Origin of the sequence: Ornithinibacillus sp. 4-3 (assembly GCF_040958695.1) — a bacterium.
Taxonomy (GTDB): domain Bacteria; phylum Bacillota; class Bacilli; order Bacillales; family Amphibacillaceae; genus CALAMD01.
Window position 1 is genome coordinate 1,448,077 of sequence record NZ_CP162599.1, and the last position, 26,270, is coordinate 1,474,346.

Here is a 26,270-nt window from a genome sequence, read left to right on the forward strand (position 1 = left end):
GTGAACATAGTCTTTATGGGGACCCCTGATTTTTCTGTTCCTATTTTACGTCAGTTGATCGAAGCAAACTATCAGGTGAGTTTAGTAGTAACACAGCCTGATCGACCAAAAGGAAGAAAGGGTGTACTCACACCACCACCTGTAAAAACAGAGGCATTACAGCATGATATTCCTGTTTTTCAACCGATAAAGCTATCAGAATCTTATCAGGAAATATTAGCAGTTGAGCCAGACTTAATTATTACAGCTGCTTATGGTCAACTTTTACCAAAAGCAATTCTTGATACCCCGCCTTTAGGATGTATTAATGTACATGCTTCTTTATTACCAGAACTTCGTGGTGGTGCACCTATTCATTATTCGATTCTTCAAGGTAAGAAGGAAACGGGAATTACCATTATGAATATGGCTGAAAAATTAGATGCTGGTGATATTCTGACTCAAGAATCTATTGTAATTGAACATGAAGATAATGTTGGAACATTGCATGATAAGCTTTCACAAGTAGGAGCTAAATTACTTTTAGAAACATTACCTAAATTAATAGCTGGTGAGCTTACTCCAATAAAACAAGATGATTCCAAGGCTACATTTGCGCCGAATATCACTCGTGAACAAGAGAAAATTGATTGGAATCAAAGTAATCTCGAAATTTATAATCAAATTCGTGGATTAAATCCATGGCCTGTTGCTTTTACTACTTATGAAAAAAAAGGAATGAAAATCTGGGCTGCAGAATTAGCTGATGAACACTATGAACAAGCACCTGGGGAAATAATTCAAGTAGATGAAACTGGTTTCGTAGTTGTTTGTGGAAATAAAAAAGGAATTCGCATAACTGAAATTCAGCCAGCAGGTAAACGTAGGATGCTTGTAGCAGATTATTTAAGGGGCTCCATGGATCGTTTAAAAAAGGGAAGCATTTTAGGAGAGTAAAATGGGTAAATTTCTATTAAGAAATACAATTTTAGATATTATATTACGAATTGAGCAAGACAGTGGCTATAGTCATCTATTAATTAATAATGAAATAAAGAAGAAAAATATATCTCCAAAGGATGAGGCATTACTAACTGAAATTGTTTACGGTACAATAGAAAGAAAGCTAACTTTAGATTATTATTTATCTTCGTTTATAAAATCGAATAAAAAGCTAGATACTTGGGTAAGCGTATTATTAAGAATGTCTGTTTTTCAAATGGAATTCCTTGATAAAGTACCATCTTATGCTGTTATTCATGAAGCAGTAGAAATTGCTAAGCAACGAGGACATCGAGGAATTGCTTCCTTCGTCAATGGCGTCTTAAGAAATGTTCAAAGAAAAGGTGTGCCTTCAACGGAAGATATTGCTGACCCGATAAAACGTTTATCTATTGAAACAAGTCACCCAGAATGGTTAGTGAAAAGATGGGTTGCTGCGTATGGGCTAGAAACAACGCAAGCAATATGTGAAGAGAATTTAACGAAAAGACCTATTTCTGTTCGAGTCCAGCCTTTACGAATTACACGTGACGCTGCAATGGAACAATTAGAAGCAGAGGGATTAACTACAGAAAAGTCGATTTTTTCGAAGCAAGGGATTATTATTTTACAAGGAAATGTTTTAAAGAGTTCCTTATTTAAAGAAGGTTTAATCACTATACAGGATCAAAGCTCCATGCTTGTTGGGGAAATGCTTAGCTTAGAACCAGAATTACATGTGCTTGATACTTGTAGTGCGCCTGGTGGTAAAGTGACTCATATTGCTGAAAAAATGTCAGATAAAGGTGTTATTCATGCATATGATCTCCATAAACAAAAGATAAAGCTTATTCAGGAAAAAGCTAAAACATTACAATTAACTAGTATTCAAGTAAGTCAAAATGATGCACGTAAATTACAATCTGTTCATGAAAAAGAAAGTTTTGATCGAATTATTGTAGATGCACCATGCTCAGGATTAGGTGTAGTAAGAGGCAAGCCAGATATTAAATATAGTAAACAAGAAGCAGACATAGAGAGGCTCGCAACGATACAGCTAGATATTTTAGAAAGCGTTGCATCTCTATTAAAGCAAGATGGTTTCTTAGTATACAGTACATGTACAATAGATCGTAAGGAAAATGAAGAAGTTGTTCAACAATTTTTAGAAAATCATCCAGAATTTGAAGTAGATCCATCCTTTTTTAGAGAGTTACCAGAAGAAATAAGAAGTTCTCTAGGTATTACGGAATGGGGATTACAATTATTCCCACAAACATTCCATACAGATGGATTTTTCTTAACTAGATTGAAAAAACGAATGGGATAGACATAATTAAATAATATACATGTTCTTAAGTTTTAGGGAACAGTGGTTTGAACAATGAGGTGAAATAATGGAAGGGCAATTTCTAACAGATCGTGGTCAAGTACGAGAGCATAATGAGGATGCTGGTGGTATATTTTACAGCATGTCCAATCAGATGTTAGCAATTATTGCTGATGGTATGGGAGGACATCAGGCTGGAGATGTTGCCAGTGAGCTTGCAGTAAGCTTGCTGAAGGATACATGGCAAGCGACAGATAAGAAGGAAACTCCTGAGCAAATGGAGACTTGGCTATATTCAATGATCAATGAAATGAATACCGCTATTTATAACCTAGCACAAGAAAAAAGTGAATATCAGGGAATGGGCGCAACCTTGGTTATTGCGGCAAGCGGTGATGACTTTTTGACCATTGCCCATATTGGAGATAGTAGAGGATATATTTATAATGAAATGGGCTTTAGTCAATTGACAGAAGATCATTCTTTAGTAAATGAATTAGTACGAACTGGTGAAATCTCCCAAGAAGATGCAAGAGTCCATCCACGTAAAAATATTGTATTAAAAGCTTTAGGAATCGAGGAGCAGGTAACGGCCGATATACGAAGTTTTAGTTTTGAGTATGGTGATAAGCTATTGTTATGCTCAGATGGATTGACAGATAAAATTTCAAATGAGGAACTATCTTCATTTTTAGAAATGAAGAAGGATTTATCTGTTGTAACAAAAGAATTAATTGATTTAGCTAATGAACGGGGCGGAGAGGACAATATTTCAGTAATCATTATCCAAAAACAGCCTTCGGAAAAAGTAGGTGAAGACAATGTTGGAAGGTCGCCTTTTAAGTGAACGTTATTTAATTGAGAAGACAATCGGTGGCGGAGGAATGGCAAATGTTTATTTAGCCAAAGATACAATTCTCCATCGAGATGTTGCAATAAAAGTACTTCGCTTAGAATATGCGAATGATAAGGAATTTATTACACGTTTTGATCGTGAAGCTCAAGCAGCGACGAGTCTTTCTCATCCAAACATTGTAAATATCTATGATGTAGGCGAGGAAGATCATATTTTATATATGGTAATGGAGTATGTAGATGGTTTGACATTAAAGGAATATATCCAACGCTATGGACCAATTAATGTCCATGAAGCAATTGATATTATGAAGCAGGTGACATCTGCTATTGCCCATGCCCATGCGAATAATTTAGTTCACCGGGATATTAAACCGCAGAATATATTAATTGATACATATGGAAATGTAAAAGTAACGGATTTTGGAATCGCTACTGCATTGTCTGCAACGGCATTAACACAGACGAATTCTATCTTAGGCTCTGTGCATTATCTATCACCAGAGCAAGCTCGTGGTGGAATGGCTACCAAATTATCCGATATCTATTCACTTGGTATTGTCTTATTTGAATTATTGACAGGGAGAATTCCATTTAATGGACAATCAGCTGTATCGATTGCTTTAAAACATTTACAGGAAAAGACACCATCGGTTAAAGAAATTGATCCAAGTATCCCACAAAGTGTTGAAAATATTGTATTACGAGCAACAACGAAGGATCCTTTTCATCGTTATAACTCTGCTTATGAGATGCAAGAGGCGCTCGAAATGGCTTTAGATCCTTCTTTAGTTAATGAAGCCCCTTATGTGCCTCCAGTAGAGGCTGGGGATGAAACGAAAGCAATACCAATCATTACGAAAGCACAATTGCAAAATTCAAATAGTAATGATGATACGATCATTCATCATGCAGAGGAACAAACGAAGAAAATACCAGAAACGAAAGAAGCACCACCAAAGAAGAAGAAAAAACGTAAAAAATGGAAGATTATTTTAGCGATTTTGATAGGTCTTTTCATTGCTGGGATTGCTGCATTATTTATTGTGCCTGGATTATTACAGCCAAAAGACGTTGTTATTCCAGATGTTATTGGTGAGCCATTTGATGAAGCAGAGGAAAAACTGAAGGAATTAGATCTTGAGGTTGAGCAGGAGTTTGTTTCCTCTGATGAAATTGAGGAAGACCATGTAGTAGAGTCAAGTCCAAGAGCAGAGCGTACTGTCAAAGCTGGTTCGACTGTAACACTTTATGTTAGCGAAGGACAAGAAACATTTCCTTTCGATGACTATGTGGGTAGAGATTTTAGTCAAGTAGAGCGTCTTTTGAGACAAAACGGCTTTGAAAACTTTGAAGTAAATGAGAAGTTTTCGGATGAGGATGTAGGAGAGATTATTGCTCAAATTGAGCCAGAGCCAGGTAGTGAAGTGGTGCCTAGTGAAACTGTCGTTGTTTTTGATGTGAGCAAAGGGGAAGAACCAGTCACATTAGATAATCTTGTTGGCATGACAGAAGAAGAAGCAAGAGATTATATCGATGAAAATGATTTGACAATAAATATCACTGCTACTAACTCTGAAGAAGGAGAAGCAGGACATGTATTTCGTCAACAACCGGAAGCCGGAACAGAGCTGAATCGAGGAGATAGGGTTGATATCTATATCTCTCTAGGACCTGAAGTAAGACCACCAGCACATCATACGGTAACATTCACAGTTCCGTATACTTTAGAGACAGAAGAAGGCGAAGATCCAGAGGAACAGACAGTAATCATTTACGTAGATGATATGGAAAATGATTTATCTGAAGTATTCGATGAAACACAAATTACCAGTGATCAAGAGTTTTCAATAACTTTAACGATTGAACATGGTCAAAGTGCTACATATCGGGTAGTAAGGGATGATGAAACATTTATTGAAAAGACGGTTCCGTATTAAAGAGGATGTTCAAAAAGTCCAACAAAAATGACATGGTAAGCAGGGGAACTTCGACTAAGTTCCGACACGTCCTGTGGAAGTCCGCTACTCTGAGTTGCGCTGCCTTGAAATTTCCACGCACACGATGTGCTAGTATCGGTGTTGCTCTTGTGACGTGCGAATTTAACCGATGACGGTCCTTTTTACTGACCTTTTGAACACTTATTTAAAGAGGTGAATTGATGACAGAAGGAAAAATTATTAAAGCATTAAGTGGATTTTATTATGTGCAAACGAATAATGAAGTACTTGAGTGTCGTGGAAGAGGATTATTTCGTAAAAAAAACATTACACCATTAGTAGGTGATCTAGTTGTTTTGGAACGGACAGAAGACCAAAAAGGATATATTACAGAAATCAAACCACGAAAAAACAAACTAGATCGTCCACCTATTGCAAATATTGATCAAGGATTAATTGTTTGTTCAGCTACAATGCCAGATTTCAGTGCTACTCTTTTAGATCGGTTTCTGGTTTTGGTTGAATCTAAACATATCACTCCAATTATTGTCATTACTAAAATCGATTTACTTGATGATGATGAGCTTGAAAATATTCAACACGTAAAACAGATGTATGAGGAAATTGGCTATGATGTTGAATTAGTAAATGCATCTGCCGGCAGTGATCTATCTAATTTGGAAAAGTATTTTGCAAATAAAATAACGACCATCATTGGACAATCTGGTGTTGGTAAATCTTCTTTACTAAATGCTATACATCCATCCTTAGAGATTAAAACCGATGAAATCTCCGTTAGCTTAGGGCGCGGAAAGCATACAACAAGACATGTGGAATTAATTGAAATTGGTGGAGGTTTAGTAGCAGACACTCCAGGATTCAGTTTGTTAGATTTAGATGAAATAGAAGCGGAAGAATTAGCTATGTATTTTCCTGAAATGAATGAAATTCAGCATGCTTGCCGTTTTCGAGGTTGCCTCCATCATAAGGAGCCTCATTGTGCAGTAAAACAAGCAGTTGAGGATAAGACGATTAATCAACAACGATATAATCATTACTTACATTTTCTAAACGAAATATCTTTACGAAAGCCGAGGTATTAATAATGACAAAGATTGCACCTTCAATTTTATCTGCGAACTTCGCAAAACTAGGTGAAGAAATTTTAGAAGTTGAACGAGGCGGAGCAGAATACATTCATATTGATGTAATGGATGGACATTTTGTTCCTAATATTACAATCGGACCGTTAATCGTCGAAGCAATTCGTCCGGTAACTGATTTAACATTAGATGTACATCTAATGATTGAAAACCCTGATCAGTATATCCAAGCATTTGCAAATGCAGGAGCGGATATTATTACGGTACATCAAGAGGCCTCTGTTCATTTACACCGTACCATTCAATATATTAAAAGTACTGGTGCCAAAGCAGGCGTCGCAATTAATCCAGCAACACCTGTAGAAATGATTACCGAAATTTTGGCAGATGTTGATCTTGTACTAATTATGACAGTTAATCCTGGTTTCGGTGGACAGGCATTTATAAATCGAACACTACATAAAATCAAGCAAGTTGCAGATTATCGCAAAGCACATCAACTTAATTTTGAAATTCAAGTTGATGGAGGTGTCAATAAAGAAACAGCAAAGCTTTGTACAGATGCAGGAGTAGATGTATTAGTGGCAGGAAGTGCTGTATTTAATCGTGAAAATCGCAAAGAAGCAATTCAGGAAATCATTGACGCAACAAAAGGATAGAGGAAATAGTTATGTGTACGGTTGGTATTATTGGGAATGGACCAAGACATTTAATTCCTGATTTAACATTATATGCAGAAAAAATAGATATATGGATTGGTGCAGATCGTGGTGCCTTAACTTTAATTGAACATAAATTATCTGTAGATATTGCGATGGGAGATTTTGATTCTACAACAGTAGAGGAAACAGATTATATTAAACAGCATGCGAATGAATTTATGCAATATCCGATCGAAAAGGATAAAACAGATATTGAAATTGCTTTACTTCAAGCCTTTACATACAAGCCGAACCAAATATTTTTATTTGGAGTAACAGGCGGTAGATTGGACCATGAGCTAATTAATATCCAATTACTTTATCAAATAATGAGTAGTGGAATACGTGGAATTATTGTAGATCAGCAAAATGAGTTAGAATTAATTTTGCCAGGAAAACATACAATCGAGAAAAGCGAAATATATCCAAATATTTCTTTTATCCCTTATACACAAAGGGTGGAAGGCATTACATTAACAAACTTTTATTATCCATTAACAAATGAAAATATCACTTGGGGTTCGACTCTTTGCATTTCTAATAAACTTCTAGAAAAAAATGGTACTATTTCATATGACGAGGGCATATTATTAGTTGTAAAGAGTCGTGATGCAGGTTCTCATCCGATTCAAAAGTAAACAAGGTCTGTTTAATGATAGGAGGGGGAACTGTTGAAATTTTATACAATCAAACTCCCGAAATTTATTGGTGGATTTGTACGTGTTGTCATTGGAATATTTCAAAAGCAAAAATGATACAAGAATGGGATGCTAACGAATAAGTATGGTTCATTCGTTAATAGTGAAAATGAAAGTTCCCAATCACTTAAAGAGCGAAAGAGAAGGTCAAATGTAAAAGACTTTTCTCTCTTGCTCTTTTTTACTATGTAAAAGACAAAAAAACATCCTTTTTATAATTGGATGTTTTTTGGTATAGTTTCAAATATTAATTATCAATTAATTATACGCGCGTAACTTTACCTGATTTAAGTGCACGAGCAGATACATAAACACGCTTTGGTTTTCCATTTACTAAAATACGAACTTTTTGTACGTTTGCTTTCCAAGTACGTTTGCTGGAATTAAGCGCATGAGAGCGATTGTTACCTGTTCCAGTTTTACGACCAGTAATAACACATTTTCTAGCCAAGATAATCCCTCCTTACGACTAACATCTGTTCCGTTAAGTAATACTTATATAATTTATCATAGATAAAAGTATAATGCAATTGCTTTTTTCTCTAAAATCCTGTTATATCCAGCGAATAATTCTTGACATTCTTATGGGAATCATACATTCTAAAAAGAAGTTAGCTGTTATATGTAAGATAAAAAAGAAGATATATGAATAATAGGAGGCTCATCATGTCCATTGAATTTAATATGAAAGATGGCGTAATAACCATTACAAACGACGTGATTGCAACTATTGTTGGTGGAACTGCAGTTGAATGTTATGGAATCGTAGGAATGGCTTCTAAAAACCAAATTAGAGATGGAATTGCTGAAATTCTTCGTAAGGATAACTACTCACGTGGAGTCATTGTTCGAAAAGAAGGAGAAGAAATTCATATAGATATGTATATTATTGTTAGTTATGGAACGAAAATTTCTGAAGTTGCCCATAATGTGCAGTCTCAAGTTAAATACAAGCTTCATCAGATTTTAGGGCTTGCTGTTCATTCTATTAATATATACATACAAGGTGTAAGCGTGGCGAATCAGCTGTGAGCATTGAAGGAGGAAATAAAGTGACGTTAGAAAAATTAGATGGGAATATACTTGCTGAAATGATATTTGTCGGTGCCCATCATTTGAAAAGTAATTGTAAAAAAATAGATGCATTAAATGTGTTCCCAGTACCTGATGGAGATACTGGGACGAATATGAATCTATCCATGACTTCAGGAGTTGCTGAAGTGAAAAAAGCGAAAGGTTCCAATATAGCTGAAGTAGCACAGGCTTTTTCAAAAGGACTATTAATGGGTGCACGCGGTAATTCTGGGGTAATTCTATCTCAGATATTTCGTGGATTTGCTAAAGGCATGGAGAACAAGGAGAGTATTCATACAAAGGATTTAGCAGAAGCACTTGATACCGGAGTAAAAACAGCCTATAAAGCGGTAATGAAACCTGTTGAGGGGACCATTCTTACTGTTGCTAAAGATGCCGCTGCAGAGGCTGTCAAATTAGCAGCCAAAGAATCAGATATCATTTCTCTAATGGAAAAAGTAGTAGAAAGTGCAAAAGCTTCTTTAGAGCATACACCAGAATTATTGCCAATATTAAAAGAAGTTGGTGTAGTTGATTCAGGTGGACAAGGACTTGTGACCATTTATGAAGGATTTTTAGCTTCTTTAAAAGGCGAAGAATTACCAGATGCAGTAGAAACAGTTGCTGAAATTGATATTTCTGCGCTTGTTGAGAAGGAACATCATCATATTGCTCAAGATTTTATGAGCTCAGAGGATATTGAGTTTGGGTATTGTACAGAGTTTATGGTGAAGTTTGAAGATGAAAAATTACAGGAAAATCCATTTAGCGAAACAGCTTTTCGTAATGAGTTAAGTAATCATGGAGATTCTTTACTTGTTGTCGCTGACGATGAAATAGTTAAAATTCATATTCATACAGAATATCCTGGGGAAGTTATGACAATCGGCCAACGATACGGAAGATTAATTAATATAGATATTGAAAACATGCGTGAACAGCATGACGCAATCGTTAGCGCAGAAGCAAAAACAGAAGCTCCTCCTGCTGAAAAATCTACATATGGAATTGTTACTGTAGCGATGGGTTCAGGTCTTAAAGCATTATTTGAAAATATTGGTGCTACAGTGGTCATAGAAGGTGGCCAAACGATGAATCCGAGTACACAAGATATTGCAGATGCTGTTAAGCAAACAAATGCAGAAAATATTATTATTTTACCAAACAACAGTAATATCGTGATGGCGGCTGAACAGGCAGCGGAAATTGCCGAAGAGAATGTTACGGTTATCCCAACAAAAACAATTCCACAAGGTATTTCTGCACTATTAGCTTTCTTAGCGGATGAGAAGCTAGAAACAAATAAAGCTAATATGTTAGAAGCCTCTAAGCAAGTAAAAAGTGGACAAGTAACATACGCTATTCGTGATACAAAGATTGATGAAATTCAAATTGAAAAAGGGAATTTTATGGGGATTGCTGAAGGGAAAATTACAGCAACACATAAAAATAAAGAAGATGCTGCAGCTCAGTTATTAGGTAACCTAATTACAGAGGATGATGAGATATTAACGATCATCTATGGTGAAGATGTTGCTGTAAATGAAGTTGAACAGCTTGTAGACAAATTAGAGGAAAAATACAAAGAATTAGAAATTGAAGTGTATGAAGGAAACCAGCCAATTTATTCCTATTTATTTGCAGTAGAATAAACAAATCATAAGCAGAGGGAGATGAAATATTTCCTCTGCTTTTCTAATGGATCTAAAAAGATAATCTGTGTAATTATTCTTTTTCCTACATACAGCGATAAATGACTGCTTGGTATTAATTTGATATAATAGGTGCACTTATTCTGGAAAATAAATGAGGTGAGTACAGTGAAATTTACTTCTGTTTTTGATATTATCGGTCCAGTTATGGTAGGACCATCTAGTTCTCATACTGCGGGAGCAGGAAGAATTGGTAAAGCCGCACGAAATTTTTTAGGAGCAGAACCGACTTGGGCTAAAATTCATCTATATGGTTCTTTTGCAAAAACATATAAGGGACATGGTACAGACTTTGCACTTGTTGGAGGTCTTTTAGGATTTGAAACAGATGATACAAGAATGAGCAAAGCATTAGAGATTGCTAAAGATAAAAACATAGACATTCAATTTATTGAAGATACAGCAGCAACAGAACATCCAAATACTGCAAGAATCATTGTAGGAAATGATAAGGATGAGATTGAAGTAATTGGTATTTCCATTGGGGGAGGCAAAATAGAAATCATTGAACTAAATGGTTTTTCTCTAAGACTCTCTGGTGATCATCCTGCTTTATTGATTATGCATAATGATCGTTTTGGTGCCATTGCAACAGTTACTAGTATCTTAGCTAAGCATAAAATTAATATTGGTCATATGGAAGTGAACAGAAAGGATAAGGGAGAAGAAGCATTAATGGTTATTGAAATGGACCAAAATGTAGATGAAGCCTTATTACAGGAATTAAGAGAAACAGATCACATTGTGAAAATAACCAAACTAGAAAGTTAGTTATCTTAAGGACTGTTATTTTTATAAGAGACAATATAGAGGAAAAGAGGTGCTGGAGATGTTTCGGACAGTTTCGGAGCTTATTGAACAAGCAAATAAAGAAAACATTCAAATATCTGAAATAATGATTCGGCAGGAGATGGAACTAAAAGAGCGCTCCAGAGAATCTGTAATAGCAGAGATGGAGCGCAATTTAGAAGTAATGGAAAATGCAATTGAGCAATCCTTACAAGGCGTTCGTTCTGTTACTGGTTTAACTGGTGGAGATGCCGTATTAATTCAAAACTATATGAATAACCATACGCCATTATCTGGAACAATTTTATTAGATGCTGTTAGTAAAGCGATGGGTACAAATGAAGTGAATGCAGCAATGGGAATTATTTGTGCAACTCCTACAGCTGGTAGTGCAGGCTGTGTACCAGGTGCGCTTTTTGCGGTAAAAAATCAGCTACATCCAACAAGAGAACAAATGATAAACTTTTTATTCACGGCAGGTGCTTTTGGATTTGTAGTAGCTAATAATGCATTTATTTCTGGTGCAGCAGGAGGCTGTCAGGCAGAAGTTGGATCAGCAGGAGCGATGGCTGCCGCTGCTATTGTAGAAATGGCTGGAGGTACTCCAGAACAATCCGCAGAAGCTTTTGCAATGACATTAAAAAATATGCTTGGGCTTGTTTGTGATCCAGTAGCAGGATTAGTTGAGGTTCCTTGTGTGAAAAGAAATGCTGGTGGTGTTTCCCTTGCCATTGTATCAGCTGATTTAGCCCTAGCTGGTGTGAAAAGTAGAATTCCATGTGATGAAGTAATTGGAGCAATGTATCGAATTGGACAAACGATGCCAGTTACATTAAGAGAAACAGGAGAAGGTGGGCTTGCAGATACACCAACAGGTCGTTTTTTACGAGATAAAATATTTGGGAACTTAGCTTAGAGAGGTTGTTCAAAAAGTCCAATAAAAATGACACATCTTTGGACACGCGCTTAAAGGAGTAAAGTTTCTTATTTTAGTTGAAAAGTTTGAACATGAGATGGGAAGAAATGGTTCTGATCTTTATGTTATTAGATAAAGAAAGAGTGATTTCATTTTGTTAACTAAGCCAGTAACGGAGGTAAAAGGGGTAGGAGAAAAATTTGCCGAAGAACTTGCCATGATGAATATCCATTCGATAGGCGATCTATTAGAATATTTTCCATATAATTATAATGTATTTGAGTTAAAGCCATTAAGTGAACTGATTCATGACGATCAAGTGACCATTATTGGAAAAGTTGTTCATCCGCCTCGACTTTCTTTTTTTGGCAAAGGGAAATCTCGACTTTCCTTTGTTGTTGAGGTTGAAAATGTAGCAGTTCAAGCTGTCATGTTTAATCGTGCCTTTGCTCAAAAACAAATTCAAGCTGATGATACCATTACACTGTTAGGAAAATGGGATGCTCATCGTCTACAAATTACTGTAAGTTATTATAAAAAAGGTTATCCTGATCAACAAACAAAATTAGATCCAAAATATACAGTGAAGGGTAAAGTAACCAATGCACGTTTAAAAAAGGTTATTGAAGTTGCAGTCTCTCAATATGCTCAAGAAATAGATGAGTTTTTACCCTCTCCATTTTTAGAAGCATACAAGCTACCTACACGTAGTGATGCTGTGGTAACCATGCATTTTCCGAAAAATAGAATAGATTTAAAGCATGCGCGTCGACGCTTTACTTATGAGGAATTTCTAATCTTTCAGTTGAAAATGAAATTAATTCGTAAAATTTCTCGCGAAGCAACAAAGGGGAATGCACAATTATATGACGAGGAAAAAATTAAGCAATTTATAGAATCTTTTCCGTTTCCATTGACAGGTGCTCAGAATCGGTCCTTACAACAAATCTTAAAAGATATGAGATCACCTTTTCGGATGAATCGATTATTACAAGGAGATGTAGGTTCTGGTAAAACTGCTGTGGCATCCGTATGCTTGTATGCCGCACTTACATCAGGAAAGCAAGCTGCATTAATGGTACCAACAGAAATTTTAGCTGAGCAGCATTTCGCTTCATTGAAGGAATCCTTCGCTGAAAAAGCAAAAATTGAACTATTAACTGGTTCTATTAAAGGCAAGAAACGTCGTGAGATTTTAGAAAAACTAGAGAATGGTGATATAGATTTTATTATCGGAACCCATGCGTTGATTCAAGATGATGTCCATTTTGCGGATCTAGGCTTAGTAATTGTTGATGAACAGCACCGTTTTGGTGTAGAACAGCGTAGAAAGTTAAATGAGAAAGGGTTGGATCCAGATACATTATTTATGACAGCAACCCCAATTCCAAGAACTTTAGCAATTACAGCTTTTGGGGATATGGATGTTTCCACGATTGATGAAATGCCAGCGAATCGAAAGCCAGTAAAAACATATTGGGTCAAAGATAATGTATTAGATCGTGTATTGCAATTTATTCAAAAACGAGTGGCATTTGGTGAGCAGGCTTATGTGATTTGCCCTTTAATTGAAGAATCGGATAAATTAGACATTCAAAATGCTGTAGATCTTTATCATCAATTACAGGAATATTATCAACAAGAATTAAACGTTGGCTTAATGCATGGTAGACTTACAAATGATGAAAAAGAACAGGTGATGCAAGACTTTGCTACAAATAAAACACAGGTCCTTATTTCAACAACGGTTGTTGAGGTTGGTGTAAATGTTCCTAATGCAACTGTCATGGTTATTTATGATGCACAGCGGTTCGGCTTATCTCAATTACATCAGCTTCGAGGAAGAGTTGGAAGAGGAGATCAGCAAAGTTATTGTATTTTAATTGCAGATCCAAAAGGAGATGTCGGTAAAGAACGGATGCATATCATGACCGAGACGAATAACGGTTTCGAGCTATCTGAAAGGGATTTACAATTACGTGGACCAGGAGATTTCTTTGGAACCAAGCAAAGTGGGCTTCCTGAATTTAAAGTTGCAGATATGGTGCATGATTTCCGCGCACTAGAAATAGCACGGAATGATGCAGATGAAATCATTGAAATGCAATTATTAGAAAAAGATCCAGCCTATTTTCCATTAAAAAAATATTTATTACAAAATGATTTTTTCCGAGAAAAGTTAGATTGATTTTAAAAGGAAAAATTTTTTGACACTATATTTTCTTAGTGATTTTTGATGAGAAAATAATAGATATGATGCCAATAAAAGGATGTCTTGCATAAATAAGGAACGTATTATATATTACTATTAGTATCAAGTCATAGTATGATGATAATGGGGTGCCTTAGATGAGGAAACCTAAAGCGGAACGACAGCTTTTATTAACAGAAACGATTAATGAAAAGCCATTTATTACAGATGAAGAGCTTGCAAAACAATTCGAAGTTAGTATTCAAACGATTCGCTTGGATCGTATGGAACTAAATATTCCAGAGCTTCGCAAACGTATTAAATCTGTGGCAACATATAAATGGAATGAAAAGAATGATCTAAAAGCATTAACCATTGAGGAAGTAATTGGTGAGATTATTGATTTAGAATTAGATAAGCGAGCACTTTCTATTTTATTACTACGTCCGGAACATGTTTTCTCGCGAAATAAAATCGCTAGGGGTCATCACTTATTCGCACAAGCAAATTCACTTGCAGTGGCAGTAATTAATGATGAACTAGCTTTAACAGCAAAGTCGGAAATCAAGTTTATTCGTCAGGTTAAAGAAGGCGAGCAAGTAGTAGCAAAGGCAACAGTGGTAGGTAATGAAGAGGCTCTCACATTAGTGCGTGTGGATAGTTATGTAAATAATGAGCTAGTTTTTACGGGACTTTTTCATATAGTAAGAAAGTAAAAAAATGCGTAAATTAATTCCTATTAGGAGATAGCGTTGTCTAGCTCCGAGCGCCAAAAACTAAGAGATTTCACGTCACACCCTACAATAAGTCAACATCGGTTCGTTACCTCACCGTGTTTCCTTTATCTCGGTTGTGCCGCTCCAATCTCTACGTTTTTAAGCGGGCGCTCTACGCTTTTCTAATATGTATCGCTCAACTGGAAATAAAAGGGGCAAAGACAAATGAAAATAGCTATAGATGCAATGGGGGGAGACCATGCACCTAAAGAAGTAGTACTTGGTGCAATGGAGGCTGTTTCCCAAATTGAAAATTTAGAGATTGTCTTAGTAGGCGATCAAAGTAAAATTGAGCCATTTTTAACAAATGATAATAATATTACGATTATACATACAACAGAAGCAATTACTGCTGACGATCAGCCAGTTCGTGCTGTTCGTAAGAAAAAAAATGCTTCCCTTGTCTTAATGGCAAATGAAGTGAAAGAAAAGCGTGCTGATGCCTGTATTTCTGCCGGAAACACAGGAGCATTAATGAGCGCTGGTTTATTTGTCGTAGGTCGTATTCCTGGAATCGATCGTCCAGCATTAAGTCCTACATTACCAACAGTAGATGGAAAGGGATTTGTATTTTTAGATGTTGGAGCAAATGTTGATGCAACTGCTGAGCATTTACTTCAGTACGGGATTATGGGGTCTATCTATGCAGAAAAGGTTCGTGGCGTGAAGAATCCAACAGTTGGCCTATTAAATGTTGGAACAGAGGATGGTAAAGGCAATGATGTCATGAAAAAAGCCTTCACTTTACTGCAGGACTCACCAATCAATTTTATTGGTAATGTAGAGGGTAGAGATTTACTTCAAGGTGTTGCAGATGTTATTATAGCTGATGGTTTTAATGGTAATGTTGCATTAAAAACAATTGAAGGAACTGCGATTACTGTATTTTCCTTACTTAAAGACACATTCATGTCATCACTTAAAAATAAAATTGCTGCAGGTATTGTGAAGAAGGATTTACTAGCTTTAAAGAGTAAGCTAGATTATTCCGAATATGGTGGTGCTGGTTTATTTGGACTTGCTGCACCAGTTATTAAAGCACATGGTTCATCCAATCATACAGCTATATTAAATGCGATAAAACAAACCTGTTATATGGTAGAACATAATGTAACATCAACAATTGAACAAACGATTACATCAATGAAAGAGGGGGAGAAAGAATGAAGAAAATAGCATTTATGTTTCCTGGTCAAGGATCGCAGCATGTAGGCATGGGACAAGATTTCCACGATACATACGAAGAGATTCAAGCATTATATGAGCAAGCAAATGAAGCACTAGCAAAAGATATAAAGCAATTGATGTTCAGTGGACCTGAAGAAGAATTAAAAGAAACAGAAAACACGCAGCCTGCGCTTTTATTATCTAGTGTAGCTGCATATCAATTATTACAAAAAGAAAATATTCAGCCAGAAATGGTAATTGGTCATAGTTTAGGTGAATATAGTGCATTAGTGGCAGCAGGTGCAATTTCGCTACAAGATGCATTGCCATTAGTAGCTACACGTGGGCAATTAATGGAGCAAGCATTTCCAAAGGGCAAAGGATCTATGGCTGCTGTTCTTGGTTTGACAGAGGAACAAATTAAAGAGGCAGTTCAAGATATTTCAGAGGACGAGGTAGTAGATATTGCTAATTTAAATTGTCCAGGACAGATTGTTATATCTGGTACGAAAGCAGGAATTGAGCAAGCAACGGAATTATTGAAGGAAGCAGGAGCAAAACGTGTAGTTGAGTTAAATGTTAGCGGTCCATTCCATTCTCGTTTAATGAAGCCTGCAAATGAAAAATTCCAAGCTTATTTAGATGAAATAGAATTTAAAGATGCAGAGATCCCGGTATACGCGAATGTAACTGCAGAGAGTGTTACAAATCATGATGAAATAAAGGATTTATTAATTAAGCAATTGTATTCTCCAGTGCGTTTTGAAGAATCTGTAAAAAATATGATTGATGCTGGAGTAGATGCGTTTGTTGAGGTAGGAACAGGTAAAGTTCTATGTGGATTACTTAGGAAGATTGACCGTAAAATTCCTACATTTTCTGTACAAGATCCAGAGTCCTTACAACAATTTCTTGCTTGGTATAAGGAGGATGAATAAATGTTAACAGGAAAAACAGCTTTAGTAACAGGCGCTTCAAGAGGAATTGGTCGTGCAATTGCTTTAGAATTAGCTAGCCAAGGTGCAAATATTGCAGTAAATTATGCAGGAAATGAAGCAAAGGCTGAGGAAGTAGTAAAAGAAGCAGAAAAGCTTGGAGTAAAAGCAATTAAAATCCAGGCAAATGTTGCACAAGATGATGAAGTCCAAGCAATGATTAAATCAGTTATTAAAGAATTTGGTAGTTTAGATATTTTAGTAAACAATGCTGGAGTTACAAAAGATAATTTATTAATGCGTATGAAGGAAGAAGAATTTGACCAAGTTATTGATATTAATTTAAAAGGTGTATTTCTTTGTACAAAAGCAGTAACGAGACAAATGATGAAGCAACGTGCTGGGAAAATTATTAATGTAGCTTCTATCGTTGGAGTTAGTGGAAATCCAGGTCAAGCAAACTATGTTGCAGCTAAAGCCGGTGTAATTGGAATGACAAAATCAGTTGCTTTAGAGTTAGCATCAAGAAATGTTCATGTTAACGCTGTTGCACCAGGGTTTATTGCGACAGATATGACAGATGCATTAACAGAAGAACAACAAAAAGCAATCATGGATTTAGTACCATTAGCAAAATTTGGTCAGCCTGAAGATGTAGCTAAAGTTGTACGTTTCTTGGCTTCAGATGATGCAAACTATATTACAGGTCAAACCATTCATATTGACGGCGGAATGGTAATGTAATATAAATAAAATTAGATTTTGAAAGGAGGTGAACAGGATGGACGGAATTTTTGAGCGTGTTAAAGAAATTATTGTAAACCAACTTGATGTTGATGCAGATCAAGTAACAATGGAGGCATCTTTTGCTGATGATCTTGATGCTGATTCTCTAGATGTAGTTGAGTTAGTTATGGAACTTGAGGATGAGTTTGATTTAGAAATTGCTGATGATGAAGCTGAGAAGATTGCTACTGTAGGTGATGCTGTTGAATACATACACAGCGTATCCTAATTTCATTTTAAGCATATGACTAAAATGGTTCGATGAAATTGTGAATTCGTCATTATAAGTTCTTAACTATTTTAGCAAGTTCGGAAAGTCTCGCTATGTGCGAGGCTCTCCACATTTTACCTAAGGTGGCAGAACACATGAATATCCAGAAATTAGAGGAGCAATTTGGCATTACATTTCAAAATTATAATCTTGTGAAGCAGTCATTTATTCATTCATCATATGTGAATGAGCATCGAAAAGAAAATTTTCTAGATAATGAACGTCTGGAGTTTTTGGGAGATGCTGTTTTAGAGCTAGGTGTATCCCAATATTTATATCATCAATATCCAGCTATGCTGGAAGGGGAAATGACAAAACTAAGAGCGGCAATTGTTTGCGAAGCGTCATTAGCTAATTTCGCATTACAGTTGGAAATGGATCAGCATATTTTATTAGGAAAAGGCGAAGAGCAAAGTGGAGGAAGAAATCGCCCTGCTTTATTAGCAGACGTGTTTGAATCTTTCTTAGGAGCTCTTTACATTGATCAAGGTTATGATCAAGTAATTACTTTCCTAGATTCATACGTTTTCCCCAAAATTTCGATGGGTGCTTTTTCACATGCGATGGATTATAAAACACAATTACAAGAAATGGTGCAGCAACAGAAAAATCAAAAGATTGAATATCAAATCATTGAGGAAAAAGGACCTTCTCATAATAAAGAATTTGTCGCGCAGGTTCGTATTAACGATCAAAATTATGATGTAGGTGTAGGTCGAACAAAAAAAGAAGCTGAGCAACGTGCTGCGAAAAATGCATTAGATACCTTTATGGAATAGAAAAAGTCTTTTGCTGAATGAAGGTAAATAAAAAAGGTTATGAGTCACATAGAGCTGTGAATCATTAACCTTTTTTTAAAAACCGAATTATTTTTTGCGCATAGAGCTTAATTCATCAACAAATGCTTGTGTTTCCATAATACTTAATTTGCCTTTACGAAGAATCATATCATATAAATCTTTTAATTCATCATATTTGTTAATATCATAATCATCTGGATCGAAAAGTGCATGATTAGCAACAGCTAGCTTATTTGTCATATCCTTTAAAATAAATTCTAAATTCTCTTGAGAAACTTCTGTTAAATTCATTCGAAAATATCCCCTTATGCTAAATTTTTCATTCTCTAAGTATAAAGAAAAGAAGAAAAAGAAACAAGGGATTCTTAACTTGAACCATATGAGTGAAAAGAATGAGCTGGAGTAGTAAAAATACATAAAAACTTTTCTTACACACTCTAATTTTGAATAGAATTAGAATTTTCTAGATGATAAAGGCTTGATACCATGACTATATGGTAAAATAGAAGGACCTATAAAAGATTGTTTCAACAAGATATCTATTAGAAGACGTTCAAAAAGCCCAATAAAAATAACACATCGAACAAGAGGAACTTCGACTAAGCTCCGACACGTCCTGTGCCGAACGTCGAAGTCATCCAACATGCGCAAGTGTGTAGCTTGCTTTTCAGTTACTCAAAGCTGCTTCGCCTTGAACTTTCGACGGGCACGATTATGCTACGACGTACAAGATGTACGATGTACAAGTGCGGATGTTGCTCTCGTGACGTTGCGAACTAAACCGATGAACGTCATTTTATTGTACTTTTTGAACACGCACTATTAATATCTTGCTTGGATAAGGAGAGTGTGTATGTACCTAAAAAGATTAGAAAGTGTTGGCTTTAAATCCTTTGCTGAGCGAATTAGTGTGAATTTCGTTAAAGGGGTTACCGCAGTAGTCGGGCCAAATGGTAGCGGAAAAAGTAATATTACAGATGCTATCCGTTGGGTACTTGGGGAACAGTCTGTGAAATCATTGCGTGGTTCGAAAATGGAAGATATTATTTTCCAAGGCAGTGATACAAGAAAGCCGTTAAATGTCGCAGAAGTAACTTTGGTATTAGATAATAGTGACAAGGCTTTACCAATTGATTATGAAGAAGTAAGTGTAACCCGCAGAGTGTATCGTTCAGGAGAAAGTGAATTTTATATTAATAAACAAGCATGTCGCTTAAAAGATATTATTGAGCTTTTTTTAGATTCAGGATTGGGGCGTGACGCTTTTTCTACAATTAGTCAAGGAAAAGTAGAAGAAATTATCAGCTCCAAGCCTGAGGATCGACGAACGATTTTTGAAGAAGCGGCTGGTGTTTTAAAATACAAACAAAGAAAGAAAAAAGCAGAGCTTAAGCTTATGGAAACAGAAGAAAACTTAAGCAGGGTGCAGGATATTATTCATGAAATTGATTCACAAATCGGTCCATTACAAAAGCAAGCAGAAATTGCAAAAAAATATTTAGAAAAGAAGGAAACGCTCAAACAGGAAGAAATCTCTTTATTAATTACAGAAATCGAGCAAATCAATGAAGTATGGAAGAAGATTTTAGCAGAAATAGATGAAGATAAATTACATGAGATAAAGCTTCGAACCAATATTAATCAACAAGAGGCTATTGTGCAGAAGAAAAAGCAAGAAACACAAAAGACAGAAACAGCAATTGAACAAAGCCAAAATGATTTATTGGAAATTACGCAGCAGCTAGAACAATCTGAAGGAAAAAGACATCTCCTTGATGAACGACTGAAGCATGCGGCGGATAATAAGGAGAAGCTAGAAGAGCAAATAAAAGAGCTACATCATCAAATCGATAAAGTAATGACATTGTTTGAAAGTGAAAAGTACCAATTATCTCAGCTTCATGTAGATAGAAATACAACCAAACAAAAGTTAGATGAATTAAAGTTAATTTTGACAACAGATAGCGATGAAATAAGTCAGCGAATCGAAGGCTTAAAAGCAGATTATATTGAAGTGCTAAGTCAGCAGGCTGCTAAGAGAAATGAAAAGCAAACCATAACACAGCAGTTAAATCAATATAACGGGAAAGAAACATCGCTCAAACAAAAGCATCAAGAGTTACAAATTAATTTAGAAAAAGCTATTGGGGAGCATACACAGCAAAAGGTAACATTAGACAAGGAAAAAGAGGCATTTCGTAATCAACAGGAAAATCTAAAGCATGTAAGGGAAGAATTTGCTAATCGCAATATTGCATATGAAGAAGCGCGTGAGAAATTAAATACAGGCTATCAAATGATCGCAAAGCTTAAATCACGAAAAGATATTTTAGAAGAAATGAAAGAAGATTATCAAGGCTTCTTTCATGGAGTAAAGGCTGTTTTAAAGGGCAGAGAGAATAACACATTAAATGGAATATTTGGTGCAGTTATTGAGTTAATAGATATTCCAAAAGAATACATTGTGGCAATGGAAACCATCTTAGGTGGACAAGCACAGCATATTATAGTTGAAAATGAACCTGCCGCTCGTGATGCAATTAAGTGGTTAAAAAAAACTGCCCAAGGAAGAGCGACTTTTCTACCGTTAACGACGATAGAACCACGATTTATTCCAAGTAATTTATTGCAATCAGTAACTAATCATACTGGATTTATTGACATAGCAGCAAATCTAGTTGAAACAGATGATAAGTTCGCTTCAATTATTAAATATTTAATGGGAAATACGGTACTAGCAAGAACTTTAGAGGATGCAAATGATATTGCTCGTATACTTAAGCGACGTTATAGAATAGTAACATTAGATGGTGATATTGTTAATCCTGGTGGTTCGATGTCAGGTGGTGCAGTTAAGAAAACAAATCAATCCCTGTTCTCACGTGAAAAGGATATTCAAGAAGCAAATCATAAATTACAGGAATATGAAGAGAGAACCCAAGCATTTGAAGCACAAATTACGGAGAATAAGCAAAAAATTGACGAATTAGCAGAACAAATTAAACAAGATGAAGTGATGTTGCAAAACCAGCAGCAAACTGTACAAACACTAGAGGTAACCTGTAATGAATTAGAAACAAAGGTAAATTCAACTCGCGACCAATTGCGATTATTTACACATGAACAGCAAGCATTTAAACACGATTTTGATGATTTAGTGACAAGGAATAAGGAAGTAGATAAAGCATTAAAATCAATGGAAGAGCAGCTTGCTAAAGTGCAAAAAGAAGTAGATTTGCTTACAAAAAAAGAAAATGAATTAAGAGAAAACCGTAAGCAATTACAGGAAGATTATCATCGTTATGAAGTCACACTAGCGGAGCAAGAGGAGCGGTATCGCAGTCAAAGAGAGAAGACAAAGAATCTAGAACAGCAGTTTAATGAATACAAAGAGCAACAAGCAAAATATGAAGAACAACTATCTTATGCAAACAGCTCACAAAATAGCGAAGAAATGAAAGCGCAAATGGAAGAGCAAATAGCAACCCAATCTGCAAAGAAGAAAGAATTGCAAAATAAATTAAATTTACTACGCTCCGAGCGGCAAAAAGTAATGCAATCGATAGAGGATATTGAAAGAGAGCTGAAGGAAGAAAATTATCAGCTTCAGCAATTTATGCAAGCTTTACAAGAAAAAGAAGTGAAAGCAAACCGTCTTGATGTAGAGCTAGAAAACCGCTTACAGCATTTACAAACAGAATATACGATAACATATGAAAAAGCTGCAGCAACTTATGAGAAAACAATGGATGTTAAACAAACACAACAACATGTAAATCAAATTAAAAGTGAGATACGAAAATTAGGTACGGTCAATCTTGGAGCGATTGATGAATATGAGCGCCTTTCTGAGCGTTTTGATTTTCTGACAGAGCAAAAAGATGATTTAGTAGAAGCAAAAACGACCTTATATACCATTATTGCAGAAATGGATACAGAGATGAAAAAAGCATTCAAAGAAACCTTTTATCAAATTAAGGATGGCTTTGCCCATGTTTTTAAAGAGCTATTTGGTGGCGGATTTGCCGAATTGAATTTAACAGATCCTAATGATTTACTCCAGACAGGTGTAGAAATTATTGCACGACCACCAGGGAAAAAGCTCCAGAATCTTGGATTACTTTCTGGAGGAGAAAAAGCATTAACAGCTATTGCATTATTATTTGCAATTCTACAGGTGCGTCCTGTTCCATTCTGTATTTTAGATGAAGCAGAATCGGCACTAGATGAGGCAAATGTAGTTCGGTTTGCTCGTTATATAAAACATCACCGTGGCGACACACAATTTATTGTAATTACACATCGGAAAGGTACAATGGAAGAAGCAGATGTACTTTATGGTGTTACGATGCAAGAATTAGGTGTATCACGTTTAGTGTCTGTAAAGCTAGAAGATTCATTAGCATTTATATAATATGAATTTAATTATGAACAAAGGGAGATAGCACGATGAGTTTTATTCAAAAGCTAAAAAGAAGATTTTCGGAGAATTATGAAGAGGAAGATGTTTCCGTAAAATATAAGGAAGGAATGGAAAAAACAAGAAGCTCATTTTCAAGTAAAATAAATAATTTAATTGCCCGTTATCGTAGTGTTGATGAGGACTTCTTTGATGAATTAGAAGAGGTTTTAATCTCAGCCGATGTTGGTGTGAATACGGTAATGGATTTAATAGATGAACTGAAAATGGAAGTTAAAAGACAAAATATTAAAGAATCAGGGCAAATAAAAGACGTTATTTCCGAAAAATTAGTAGAAATTTATTATGGAGATGATGAAGAGGATGTTGCATCACTTAATTTACAAGAGGATGGTCTATCCATTATTCTAGTAGTTGGAGTAAATGGAGTTGGTAAAACTACCTCTATTGGTAAGCTAGCACATCAACTAAAGACAGAAGGAAAGCATGTTGTATTAGCGGCAGGAGATACATTCCGTGCTGGTGCGATTGAACAGCTAGAGGAATGGGGAAAACGTGCTGAAGTAGAAGTAATCAAGCAAAATGCAGGCAGTGATCCAGCAGCAGTTATTTTTGATGGAATTAAAGCAGCAAAATCACGTAATGCAGATGTATTAATTTGCGATACAGCAGGACGCTTGCAGAATAAAGTCAATTTGATGAATGAATTAGCAAAAGTAAAACGAATTATTGAGCGAGAAGTTCCAGGAGCACCACATGAGGTTTTACTCGTACTGGATGCAACGACTGGACAAAATGCATTAAACCAAGCAAAAACATTCTCTGAAGTAACAAATGTATCAGGTGTAGTATTAACAAAACTTGATGGTACTGCAAAAGGAGGAATTGTCTTAGCTATTCGTAATGAATTGACAATTCCTGTGAAATTTGTTGGTCTTGGAGAAAAAGTTGGTGACTTACAAGCCTTTGATGCCCATGCTTTTGTGTATGGTTTATTTGCAGATTTATTAGAGGCTGATGCAGAGTAAGCATATGATGGTTTACTTGACAAAAAGGTATGTTTCGCTAGTATAGGAATGTAAAGCTTTTTTACTTAACAAGGTGGGATACACATGTTAGAAAAGACAATGCGTATCAATTATTTAGTTGATTTTTATCAATCTCTCTTAACGCCAAAGCAATATGATTATATGCGTTTATATTATGATGAAGATTTGTCTTTAGTTGAAATTGCGGATTTATTAGACGTTTCCAGGCAGGCTGTTTATGATAATTTAAAACGAACAGAAATGATTTTAGAAGACTATGAAGAAAAGTTAAAGCTATACGATAAATTTCTAAAACGAGCGGAATTAATAGAGCAATTAGAAGCAGAGATAGATCAGAAAGAGAAGCATGAGAAAATCAATGATATTATTGTTCAACTAAAAGACTTAAGCTAGGAGGAACCTTCTATGGCATTTGAAGGATTAGCTGATCGTTTACAGAATACCATTAAGAAAATTACTGGAAAAGGTAAAGTCAGTGAACAAGATGTAAATGCAATGGCTCGTGAAGTGCGCCTGGCATTGCTTGAAGCAGATGTTAACTTTAAGGTAGTTAAAGATTTTATTAAACGTATTAAAGAAAAAGCACTTGGTCAAGAAGTACTAGGTAGTTTAACACCGGGTCAACAGGTGGTAAAAGTTGTAAAGGAAGAGCTTACAGCATTAATGGGCGGAGAGCATAGTAAAATTGCTGTTGCAGATCGACCACCAACTGTTGTCATGATGGTTGGGTTACAAGGTGCAGGTAAAACGACGACTACAGGTAAGCTTGCGAATTTATTACGTAAACAATATAACCGAAATCCTTTATTGGTAGCTTGTGATATTTATCGCCCGGCAGCAATTGATCAGTTAAAAACATTAGGAAATCAATTGAATATGCCAGTATTTTCTATGGGAACAGATGTAAGTCCAGTGGAAATTGCTAAAAAGGGAATTGAAATGGCAAAGGAAGAGCATCATGATTATGTGCTCATTGATACAGCTGGACGTTTGCATATTGATAGTGACTTAATGAATGAGTTAATTGACGTAAAATCTGCTGTAAAACCAAATGAAATCTTTTTAGTTGTTGATGCGATGACAGGACAGGATGCTGTTAATGTTGCTGAAAGCTTCAATGATCAATTAGATGTAACAGGTGTTGTATTAACAAAACTTGATGGGGATACACGTGGAGGAGCTGCTCTATCCATTAAAGCAGTTACCGATAAACCAATTAAATTTGCGGGAATGGGAGAAAAGCTTGATGAGTTAGAAGTCTTCCATCCAGAACGTATGGCTTCACGAATTCTTGGAATGGGTGATGTTTTAACATTAATTGAGAAAGCCCAGTCTCAAGTAGATGAAAAACGTGCGAAAGAATTAGAAGAGAAAATGCGTACGATGTCCTTTACATTTGAAGACTTCTTAGAACAGATGGGGCAAGTACGTAATATGGGACCACTTGATGATTTATTAGCAATGATACCTGGAGTTAATAAAATGAAGGGTGCTAAAAATCTTCAAATTGATGAGAAGCAAATTTCTCAGATTGAAGCGATGATTCAATCCATGACTAAAGAAGAACGAAATAACCCTGATATATTGAATGCAAATCGTAAACGTAGAGTTGCTAAAGGGTCAGGAACTACGATTGCACAAGTAAATCGATTGATCAAACAATTCAATGATACGAAGAAAATGATGAAGCAAATGACGAACATGCAATCAGGGAAAAAAGGAAAAGGAATGAAATTTCCATTTATGTAATGTAAAAACACTTTACATGACATAAAAACTCTGTTAGAATATGAAATT

At 35.7% G+C, this 26,270-nt stretch carries 25 protein-coding genes; 23 read left to right on the forward strand and 2 right to left on the reverse strand.

Going from position 1 to position 26,270, the window contains the following annotated elements; all coding sequences use genetic code 11:
* Positions 1-15 precede the first annotated feature (15 nt).
* The 8 genes from fmt to spoVM all read left to right on the forward strand — a co-directional run bounded on the left by fmt (position 16) and on the right by spoVM (position 7,644).
* A complete protein-coding gene (fmt, locus tag AB4Y30_RS07005) occupies positions 16-936 on the forward strand; it encodes a methionyl-tRNA formyltransferase (protein WP_368655188.1) in 921 nt (306 codons plus the stop codon).
* 1 nt (position 937) lies between these two features.
* A complete protein-coding gene (gene rsmB, locus AB4Y30_RS07010; protein ID WP_368654767.1) occupies positions 938-2,290 on the forward strand; it encodes a 16S rRNA (cytosine(967)-C(5))-methyltransferase RsmB in 1,353 nt (450 codons plus the stop codon).
* 67 nt (positions 2,291-2,357) lie between these two features.
* On the forward strand, positions 2,358-3,137 hold the full coding sequence (locus AB4Y30_RS07015; RefSeq protein WP_368654768.1) for a Stp1/IreP family PP2C-type Ser/Thr phosphatase: 780 nt from the start codon (positions 2,358-2,360) through the stop codon (positions 3,135-3,137).
* Complete coding sequence (gene pknB / locus AB4Y30_RS07020) at positions 3,112-5,085, forward strand: Stk1 family PASTA domain-containing Ser/Thr kinase (RefSeq protein WP_368654769.1); 1,974 nt, start codon at positions 3,112-3,114, stop codon at positions 5,083-5,085. Before AB4Y30_RS07015 ends, pknB begins: the two co-directional genes overlap by 26 nt.
* Positions 5,086-5,306: 221 nt before the next feature.
* Entirely contained in the window at positions 5,307-6,188 is an 882-nt protein-coding gene (rsgA, locus tag AB4Y30_RS07025) for a ribosome small subunit-dependent GTPase A (protein WP_368654770.1), read from the forward strand.
* A gap of 2 nt (positions 6,189-6,190) precedes the next feature.
* Positions 6,191-6,847 (forward strand): ribulose-phosphate 3-epimerase, encoded by a 657-nt coding sequence (gene rpe, locus AB4Y30_RS07030; RefSeq protein WP_368654771.1) that lies wholly within the window; start codon positions 6,191-6,193, stop codon positions 6,845-6,847.
* An 11-nt stretch (positions 6,848-6,858) separates the two neighbouring features.
* Complete coding sequence (locus AB4Y30_RS07035; protein WP_368654772.1) at positions 6,859-7,527, forward strand: thiamine diphosphokinase; 669 nt, start codon at positions 6,859-6,861, stop codon at positions 7,525-7,527.
* A gap of 33 nt (positions 7,528-7,560) precedes the next feature.
* A complete protein-coding gene (spoVM, locus tag AB4Y30_RS07040) occupies positions 7,561-7,644 on the forward strand; it encodes a stage V sporulation protein SpoVM (RefSeq protein ID WP_368655189.1) in 84 nt (27 codons plus the stop codon).
* A 205-nt stretch (positions 7,645-7,849) separates the two neighbouring features.
* On the opposite strand, the gene rpmB is transcribed toward spoVM, so the two are convergent.
* Entirely contained in the window at positions 7,850-8,038 is a 189-nt protein-coding gene (gene rpmB, locus AB4Y30_RS07045) for a 50S ribosomal protein L28 (protein WP_368654773.1), read from the reverse strand.
* A 215-nt stretch (positions 8,039-8,253) separates the two neighbouring features.
* Between rpmB and AB4Y30_RS07050 the strand changes: the two genes are divergently transcribed.
* The 11 genes from AB4Y30_RS07050 (at position 8,254) to rnc (ending at position 18,983) form a co-directional block, all read left to right on the forward strand.
* Positions 8,254-8,619: an Asp23/Gls24 family envelope stress response protein gene (locus tag AB4Y30_RS07050; protein ID WP_368654774.1), complete on the forward strand. Its 366-nt coding sequence runs from the start codon at positions 8,254-8,256 to the stop codon at positions 8,617-8,619.
* Between the two features lie 20 nt (positions 8,620-8,639).
* A complete protein-coding gene (locus AB4Y30_RS07055) occupies positions 8,640-10,313 on the forward strand; it encodes a DAK2 domain-containing protein (protein ID WP_368654775.1) in 1,674 nt (557 codons plus the stop codon).
* 168 nt (positions 10,314-10,481) lie between these two features.
* Positions 10,482-11,144 carry an L-serine ammonia-lyase, iron-sulfur-dependent subunit beta gene (gene sdaAB / locus AB4Y30_RS07060; RefSeq protein ID WP_368654776.1) on the forward strand — a complete coding sequence of 221 codons (663 nt, stop codon included), beginning with the start codon at positions 10,482-10,484 and terminating at the stop codon, positions 11,142-11,144.
* Between the two features lie 58 nt (positions 11,145-11,202).
* Positions 11,203-12,078, forward strand: coding sequence for an L-serine ammonia-lyase, iron-sulfur-dependent, subunit alpha (gene sdaAA / locus AB4Y30_RS07065; RefSeq protein ID WP_368654777.1), 876 nt, complete (start codon positions 11,203-11,205; stop codon positions 12,076-12,078).
* Positions 12,079-12,232: 154 nt separating this feature from the next.
* Positions 12,233-14,266 (forward strand): ATP-dependent DNA helicase RecG, encoded by a 2,034-nt coding sequence (gene recG / locus AB4Y30_RS07070; protein ID WP_368654778.1) that lies wholly within the window; start codon positions 12,233-12,235, stop codon positions 14,264-14,266.
* A 161-nt stretch (positions 14,267-14,427) separates the two neighbouring features.
* A complete protein-coding gene (fapR, locus tag AB4Y30_RS07075; RefSeq protein WP_368654779.1) occupies positions 14,428-14,985 on the forward strand; it encodes a transcription factor FapR in 558 nt (185 codons plus the stop codon).
* Positions 14,986-15,210: 225 nt separating this feature from the next.
* Positions 15,211-16,212, forward strand: a complete 1,002-nt coding sequence (plsX, locus tag AB4Y30_RS07080) for a phosphate acyltransferase PlsX (protein WP_368654780.1) — start codon at positions 15,211-15,213, stop codon at positions 16,210-16,212.
* Positions 16,209-17,150 (forward strand): ACP S-malonyltransferase, encoded by a 942-nt coding sequence (gene fabD, locus AB4Y30_RS07085; protein ID WP_368654781.1) that lies wholly within the window; start codon positions 16,209-16,211, stop codon positions 17,148-17,150. Before plsX ends, fabD begins: the two co-directional genes overlap by 4 nt.
* Complete coding sequence (gene fabG / locus AB4Y30_RS07090; RefSeq protein WP_368654782.1) at positions 17,151-17,891, forward strand: 3-oxoacyl-[acyl-carrier-protein] reductase; 741 nt, start codon at positions 17,151-17,153, stop codon at positions 17,889-17,891.
* Between the two features lie 37 nt (positions 17,892-17,928).
* Positions 17,929-18,162 (forward strand): acyl carrier protein, encoded by a 234-nt coding sequence (gene acpP, locus AB4Y30_RS07095; RefSeq protein ID WP_368654783.1) that lies wholly within the window; start codon positions 17,929-17,931, stop codon positions 18,160-18,162.
* A gap of 137 nt (positions 18,163-18,299) precedes the next feature.
* On the forward strand, positions 18,300-18,983 hold the full coding sequence (gene rnc, locus AB4Y30_RS07100; protein WP_368654784.1) for a ribonuclease III: 684 nt from the start codon (positions 18,300-18,302) through the stop codon (positions 18,981-18,983).
* An 87-nt stretch (positions 18,984-19,070) separates the two neighbouring features.
* Here the strand turns inward: rnc and AB4Y30_RS07105 are convergent, their stop codons facing one another.
* Complete coding sequence (locus AB4Y30_RS07105; RefSeq protein ID WP_368654785.1) at positions 19,071-19,295, reverse strand: DUF1128 domain-containing protein; 225 nt, start codon at positions 19,293-19,295, stop codon at positions 19,071-19,073.
* A 562-nt stretch (positions 19,296-19,857) separates the two neighbouring features.
* On the opposite strand from AB4Y30_RS07105, the gene smc reads away from it, so the two are divergent.
* The 4 genes from smc (at position 19,858) to ffh (ending at position 26,222) form a co-directional block, all read left to right on the forward strand.
* A complete protein-coding gene (smc, locus tag AB4Y30_RS07110) occupies positions 19,858-23,418 on the forward strand; it encodes a chromosome segregation protein SMC (RefSeq protein WP_368654786.1) in 3,561 nt (1,186 codons plus the stop codon).
* A gap of 35 nt (positions 23,419-23,453) precedes the next feature.
* A complete protein-coding gene (gene ftsY, locus AB4Y30_RS07115; protein ID WP_368654787.1) occupies positions 23,454-24,452 on the forward strand; it encodes a signal recognition particle-docking protein FtsY in 999 nt (332 codons plus the stop codon).
* Between the two features lie 84 nt (positions 24,453-24,536).
* Entirely contained in the window at positions 24,537-24,866 is a 330-nt protein-coding gene (locus AB4Y30_RS07120) for a putative DNA-binding protein (RefSeq protein ID WP_368654788.1), read from the forward strand.
* A 12-nt stretch (positions 24,867-24,878) separates the two neighbouring features.
* Complete coding sequence (gene ffh, locus AB4Y30_RS07125) at positions 24,879-26,222, forward strand: signal recognition particle protein (protein WP_368654789.1); 1,344 nt, start codon at positions 24,879-24,881, stop codon at positions 26,220-26,222.
* Positions 26,223-26,270: the final 48 nt, after the last annotated feature.

Excerpts from the sequence above, each read along its gene's own strand:
- fmt (WP_368655188.1), top strand. The coding sequence starts at position 16 with ATGGGGACCCCTGATTTTTCTGTTCCTATTTTACGTCAGTTGATCGAA.
- rsmB (WP_368654767.1), top strand. The coding sequence starts at position 938 with ATGGGTAAATTTCTATTAAGAAATACAATTTTAGATATTATATTACGA.
- AB4Y30_RS07015 (WP_368654768.1), top strand. The coding sequence starts at position 2,358 with ATGGAAGGGCAATTTCTAACAGATCGTGGTCAAGTACGAGAGCATAAT.
- pknB (WP_368654769.1), top strand. The coding sequence starts at position 3,112 with ATGTTGGAAGGTCGCCTTTTAAGTGAACGTTATTTAATTGAGAAGACA.
- rsgA (WP_368654770.1), top strand. The coding sequence starts at position 5,307 with ATGACAGAAGGAAAAATTATTAAAGCATTAAGTGGATTTTATTATGTG.
- rpe (WP_368654771.1), top strand. The coding sequence starts at position 6,191 with ATGACAAAGATTGCACCTTCAATTTTATCTGCGAACTTCGCAAAACTA.
- AB4Y30_RS07035 (WP_368654772.1), top strand. The coding sequence starts at position 6,859 with ATGTGTACGGTTGGTATTATTGGGAATGGACCAAGACATTTAATTCCT.
- AB4Y30_RS07050 (WP_368654774.1), top strand. The coding sequence starts at position 8,254 with ATGTCCATTGAATTTAATATGAAAGATGGCGTAATAACCATTACAAAC.
- sdaAA (WP_368654777.1), top strand. The coding sequence starts at position 11,203 with ATGTTTCGGACAGTTTCGGAGCTTATTGAACAAGCAAATAAAGAAAAC.
- fapR (WP_368654779.1), top strand. The coding sequence starts at position 14,428 with ATGAGGAAACCTAAAGCGGAACGACAGCTTTTATTAACAGAAACGATT.
- plsX (WP_368654780.1), top strand. The coding sequence starts at position 15,211 with ATGAAAATAGCTATAGATGCAATGGGGGGAGACCATGCACCTAAAGAA.
- fabD (WP_368654781.1), top strand. The coding sequence starts at position 16,209 with ATGAAGAAAATAGCATTTATGTTTCCTGGTCAAGGATCGCAGCATGTA.
- fabG (WP_368654782.1), top strand. The coding sequence starts at position 17,151 with ATGTTAACAGGAAAAACAGCTTTAGTAACAGGCGCTTCAAGAGGAATT.
- acpP (WP_368654783.1), top strand. The coding sequence starts at position 17,929 with ATGGACGGAATTTTTGAGCGTGTTAAAGAAATTATTGTAAACCAACTT.
- rnc (WP_368654784.1), top strand. The coding sequence starts at position 18,300 with ATGAATATCCAGAAATTAGAGGAGCAATTTGGCATTACATTTCAAAAT.
- AB4Y30_RS07105 (WP_368654785.1), bottom strand. The coding sequence starts at position 19,295 with ATGAATTTAACAGAAGTTTCTCAAGAGAATTTAGAATTTATTTTAAAG.
- smc (WP_368654786.1), top strand. The coding sequence starts at position 19,858 with ATGTACCTAAAAAGATTAGAAAGTGTTGGCTTTAAATCCTTTGCTGAG.
- ftsY (WP_368654787.1), top strand. The coding sequence starts at position 23,454 with ATGAGTTTTATTCAAAAGCTAAAAAGAAGATTTTCGGAGAATTATGAA.
- AB4Y30_RS07120 (WP_368654788.1), top strand. The coding sequence starts at position 24,537 with ATGTTAGAAAAGACAATGCGTATCAATTATTTAGTTGATTTTTATCAA.
- ffh (WP_368654789.1), top strand. The coding sequence starts at position 24,879 with ATGGCATTTGAAGGATTAGCTGATCGTTTACAGAATACCATTAAGAAA.